The organism is Cognatundibacterium aquatile (assembly GCF_014699135.1).
Taxonomy (GTDB): Bacteria; Pseudomonadota; Gammaproteobacteria; order Burkholderiales; family Burkholderiaceae_D; genus Undibacterium; species Undibacterium aquatile.
Map to the genome: position 1 here is coordinate 1 of NZ_JACOFT010000011.1, position 5782 is coordinate 5782.

The 5782-nt window shown below is 49.2% G+C and carries 2 tRNA genes and 3 rRNA genes; all 5 read right to left on the reverse strand.

What is annotated here, in order from left to right:
• Positions 1–50: 50 nt before the first annotated feature.
• Positions 51–163: ribosomal RNA gene (gene rrf, locus H8K26_RS17535) — 5S ribosomal RNA — on the reverse strand.
• A gap of 199 nt (positions 164–362) precedes the next feature.
• Positions 363–3237, reverse strand: a 23S ribosomal RNA gene (locus H8K26_RS17540).
• 423 nt (positions 3238–3660) lie between these two features.
• Positions 3661–3737: transfer RNA gene (locus tag H8K26_RS17545), tRNA-Ile, on the reverse strand.
• A 5-nt stretch (positions 3738–3742) separates the two neighbouring features.
• A tRNA-Ala gene (locus tag H8K26_RS17550) sits at positions 3743–3818 on the reverse strand.
• Between the two features lie 111 nt (positions 3819–3929).
• Positions 3930–5460 (reverse strand): 16S ribosomal RNA (locus H8K26_RS17555).
• The 16S, 23S and 5S rRNA genes sit together here with 2 tRNA genes alongside, the layout of an rRNA operon.
• Positions 5461–5782 lie beyond the last annotated feature (322 nt).

Genomic DNA, 5782 nt, shown 5'->3' on the forward strand with positions numbered 1-5782 from the left:
AAAAGCAAAACCCCCCGTTACGCTAGTAACGGGGGGTTCGCAGAATACAAGCCTGACGATAACCTACTTTCACACTGGTTGCAGCACTATCATTGGCGCAGAGTCGTTTCACGGTCCTGTTCGGGATGGGAAGGGGTGGTACCAACTCGCTATGGTCATCAGGCATAACTTGTCGATCTGTTGTGGCCACGTTGCTCTGTGGGGCACAGCAAATCCAATTCAGAAGAGTTCAGTAGAATGTGCGTCGCTTTTCAACTCGCACCAATCTCAATTTATTGTTTATTCCTGGTTATGATTTGTACCAACATTCATTGGCTCACACTTCATATTGCTCACTTGCAGCCTATACCTGTTAAGGTTATAGGGACAAGCCTTACGGGCAATTAGTACTGGTTAGCTTAATGCATTACTGCACTTCCACACCCAGCCTATCAACGTCCTGGTCTCGAACGACCCTTTAAAGAGATCAAGTCTCTGGGAAGTCTCATCTTAAGGCGAGTTTCCCGCTTAGATGCTTTCAGCGGTTATCTCTTCCGAACATAGCTACTCGGCAATGCCACTGGCGTGACAACCGATACACCAGAGGTTCGTCCACTCCGGTCCTCTCGTACTAGGAGCAGCCCCCTTCAAACTTCCAACGCCCACGGCAGATAGGGACCAAACTGTCTCACGACGTTTTAAACCCAGCTCACGTACCACTTTAAATGGCGAACAGCCATACCCTTGGGACCGGCTACAGCCCCAGGATGTGATGAGCCGACATCGAGGTGCCAAACTCCCCCGTCGATATGAACTCTTGGGAGGAATCAGCCTGTTATCCCCAGAGTACCTTTTATCCGTTGAGCGATGGCCCTTCCATACAGAACCACCGGATCACTATGTCCTACTTTCGTACCTGCTCGACTTGTCAGTCTCGCAGTTAAGCACGCTTATGCCATTGCACTATCATCACGATGTCCGACCGTAATTAGCGTACCTTCGAACTCCTCCGTTACACTTTGGGAGGAGACCGCCCCAGTCAAACTGCCTACCATGCACTGTCCCCGACCCGGATAACGGGCCAAGGTTAGAACCTCAAACAAACCAGGGTGGTATTTCAAGGATGGCTCCACGCAAACTGGCGTCCACGCTTCAAAGCCTCCCACCTATCCTACACAGATTGGTTCAAAGTCCAATGCAAAGCTACAGTAAAGGTTCATGGGGTCTTTCCGTCTAGCCGCGGGTAGATTGCATCATCACAAACATTTCAACTTCGCTGAGTCTCGGGAGGAGACAGTGTGGCCATCATTACTCCATTCGTGCAGGTCGGAACTTACCCGACAAGGAATTTCGCTACCTTAGGACCGTTATAGTTACGGCCGCCGTTTACTGGGACTTCAATCAAGAGCTTGCACCCCATCATTTAATCTTCCAGCACCGGGCAGGAGTCACACCATATACGTCCACTTTCGTGTTTGCATAGTGCTGTGTTTTTATTAAACAGTTGCAGCCACCAGTTTATTGCAACCCCTTCATCCTTCCCCCGCAGGGGGGTCAAACTACAAGGGCGTACCTTATCCCGAAGTTACGGTACCAATTTGCCGAGTTCCTTCTCCCGAGTTCTCTCAAGCGCCTTAGAATACTCATCTCGCCCACCTGTGTCGGTTTGCGGTACGGTCTCGTATGACTGAAGCTTAGAGGCTTTTCTTGGAACCACTTCCGATCGCTTCGTGAACAAGTTCACTCGTCTCAACCCCTTGAATTACGCACCCGGATTTGCCTAAGTGCCTTCTACAAGTCAAGAACAGGCTCTTCCAACCGCCTGACGACCTTCTGTGATCCGTCCCCCCATCGCATCATACGACGGTGCAGGAATATTAACCTGCTTCCCATCAGCTACGCATCTCTGCCTCGCCTTAGGGGCCGACTCACCCTGCTCCGATGAACGTTGAACAGGAAACCTTGGGCTTACGGCGTGGAGGCTTTTCACCCCCATTATCGCTACTCATGTCAGCATTCGCACTTCTGATACCTCCAGCATCCTTTACAAGACACCTTCGCAGGCTTACAGAACGCTCTCCTACCATATCCTAAAAGGATATCCGCAGCTTCGGTGTATAGCTTAGCCCCGTTACATCTTCCGCGCAGGACGACTCGATCAGTGAGCTATTACGCTTTCTTTAAAGGGTGGCTGCTTCTAAGCCAACCTCCTGACTGTTTTAGCCTTCCCACTTCGTTTTCCACTTAGCTATACTTTGGGACCTTAGCTGGCGGTCTGGGTTGTTTCCCTCTTGACACCGGACGTTAGCACCCGATGTCTGTCTCCCAAGCTCGCACTCAACGGTATTCGGAGTTTGCAATGGTTTGGTAAGTCGCGATGACCCCCTAGCCATAACAGTGCTCTACCCCCGTCGGTGATACTTGAGGCACTACCTAAATAGTTTTCGGAGAGAACCAGCTATTTCCAAGTTTGTTTAGCCTTTCACCCCTACCCACAGCTCATCCCCTAATTTTTCAACATTAGTGGGTTCGGTCCTCCAGTGCGTGTTACCGCACCTTCAACCTGGCCATGAGTAGATCACTTGGTTTCGGGTCTACACCCAGCGACTGATTCGCCCTATTCGGACTCGATTTCTCTACGGCTTCCCTATGCGGTTAACCTTGCCACTGAATGTAAGTCGCTGACCCATTATACAAAAGGTACGCAGTCACGGAACAAGTCCGCTCCTACTGTTTGTATGCACACGGTTTCAGGTTCTATTTCACTCCCCTCCCGGGGTTCTTTTCGCCTTTCCCTCACGGTACTGGTTCACTATCGGTCGATATCGAGTATTTAGCCTTGGAGGATGGTCCCCCCATGTTCAGACAGGATTTCACGTGTCCCGCCCTACTTGTCGCATACTTAGTTCCACACCGATGATTTCATATAAGGGGCTATCACCCTCTATGGCCAGAGTTTCCAATCTGTTCTATTATCAAAGATGCTAAATCATGCAGGCTCTTCCCATTTCGCTCGCCACTACTTTGGGAATCTCGGTTGATTTCTTTTCCTGTAGCTACTTAGATGTTTCAGTTCGCCACGTTCGCTTTTAACACCTATGTATTCAGTGTTAAATGACCTTACGGCCGGGTTTCCCCATTCGGAAATCTGCGGATCAATGTGTGTTTGCTCACTCCCCGCAGCTTATCGCAAGCTACTACGTCCTTCATCGCCTGATATCGCCAAGGCATCCACCATGTGCACTTAGTCACTTGTCCCTATAACTTTAACTCCTGGTGTCTGCCGTTAAATCTCTTTAACTTCAGGTTCATCACCAAGAAACGGTTATAGTTCTTTACTACTTATGAGTATTACTTTAGCGTTTGCCGTATCTCAAGAATTTATTTTTTTCTAAAACTGCCTTTCGGCTGCTTTTGATCAAACTCTTTTAATACTTTGTTTGTTCGATACAATCATAACCCTTCCATAAATTATTCAGCATGACTGTCGTCACACCAAACGAAGCATCCTTCCGGATCCTTCCTTTACAGAAATAAATTTTGATTATTTCTACTTTACTTCTTCTGAATTGTTAAAGAACGAGAACTTCTTGCTACTGAGTCTTCCGACTCTCTTTCGATTTGAAAGAACAAACCTAAACAGCGCACGCGCCATTTGCGTTTGTTTTCTCAAGATACTTTTGGTAGGGCTGGTTGGGCTCGAACCAACGACCCCCGCGTTATCAACACGGTGCTCTAACCAGCTGAGCTACAGCCCCAGTATTGGTGGAGGTTGACGGGATCGAACCGACGACCCCCTGCTTGCAAAGCAGGTGCTCTCCCAGCTGAGCTAAACCCCCATTCAGGCACTACTTCCTACTTCAAAGCAGCTTTACTTCTCTTTACTACTCTTCTCGTCTTTTCTTTTAACAGTCAATAAAAGTGAACACTTAATTACGGCGCTACTCTAGAAAGGAGGTGATCCAGCCGCACCTTCCGATACGGCTACCTTGTTACGACTTCACCCCAGTCACGAACCCTGCCGTGGTAAGCGCCCTCCTTACGGTTAAGCTACCTACTTCTGGCAGAACCCGCTCCCATGGTGTGACGGGCGGTGTGTACAAGACCCGGGAACGTATTCACCGCGACATGCTGATCCGCGATTACTAGCGATTCCAACTTCATGTAGTCGAGTTGCAGACTACAATCCGGACTACGATACACTTTCTGGGATTAGCTCCCCCTCGCGGGTTGGCGGCCCTCTGTATGTACCATTGTATGACGTGTGAAGCCCTACCCATAAGGGCCATGAGGACTTGACGTCATCCCCACCTTCCTCCGGTTTGTCACCGGCAGTCTCATTAGAGTGCCCTTTCGTAGCAACTAATGACAAGGGTTGCGCTCGTTGCGGGACTTAACCCAACATCTCACGACACGAGCTGACGACAGCCATGCAGCACCTGTGTTACAGTTCTCTTGCGAGCACCGCCAAATCTCTTCGGCATTCTGTACATGTCAAGGGTAGGTAAGGTTTTTCGCGTTGCATCGAATTAATCCACATCATCCACCGCTTGTGCGGGTCCCCGTCAATTCCTTTGAGTTTTAATCTTGCGACCGTACTCCCCAGGCGGTCTACTTCACGCGTTAGCTGCGTTACTAAGTCAATTAAGACCCAACAACTAGTAGACATCGTTTAGGGCGTGGACTACCAGGGTATCTAATCCTGTTTGCTCCCCACGCTTTCGTGCATGAGCGTCAGTGTTATCCCAGGGGGCTGCCTTCGCCATCGGTATTCCTCCACATATCTACGCATTTCACTGCTACACGTGGAATTCTACCCCCCTCTGACACACTCTAGCCATACAGTCTCAAATGCAGTTCCCAGGTTGAGCCCGGGGATTTCACATCTGACTTATATAACCGCCTGCGCACGCTTTACGCCCAGTAATTCCGATTAACGCTTGCACCCTACGTATTACCGCGGCTGCTGGCACGTAGTTAGCCGGTGCTTATTCTTCAGGTACCGTCATTAGCAATCTATATTAGAGATCACCGTTTCTTCCCTGACAAAAGAGCTTTACAACCCGAAGGCCTTCTTCACTCACGCGGCATTGCTGGATCAGGGTTGCCCCCATTGTCCAAAATTCCCCACTGCTGCCTCCCGTAGGAGTCTGGACCGTGTCTCAGTTCCAGTGTGGCTGGTCGTCCTCTCAGACCAGCTACTGATCGTCGCCTTGGTGAGCCTTTACCTCACCAACTAGCTAATCAGATATCGGCCACTCCATGAGCATGAGGTCTTGCGATCCCCCACTTTCAACCTTAGTTCGTATGCGGTATTAGCGTAACTTTCGCTACGTTATCCCCCACTCTAGGGTATGTTCCGATATATTACTCACCCGTTCGCCACTCGCCACCAGACCGAAGTCCGTGCTGCCGTTCGACTTGCATGTGTAAGGCATGCCGCCAGCGTTCAATCTGAGCCAGGATCAAACTCTTCAGTTTAATCTCTGTTTTTGTTCATTTCTGAACTCCTTCTTTCGAAGGCGTCGCTCACTCAAAATACTGACAGTTCAGATTCCATTACTGAAATCCGTCTTGCTTTATTTCTTGTGAAGCATTTGATATTTTTTAAGCATGCCAACCAGTTAAACTGATTGGTGCGCTTTCATCAAGTGCTCACATTTATTGACTGTTAATTGTTAAAGAACCGCGAATCCTAAAATTCTTTTCCACCTCACTCTTCCGAGTTTTGCTTCGCATCGTTGTGTGCGTCAGCAGCAGAGAAACGAGATTATGAAGTACTTCTCACTCACTGTCAACTCCC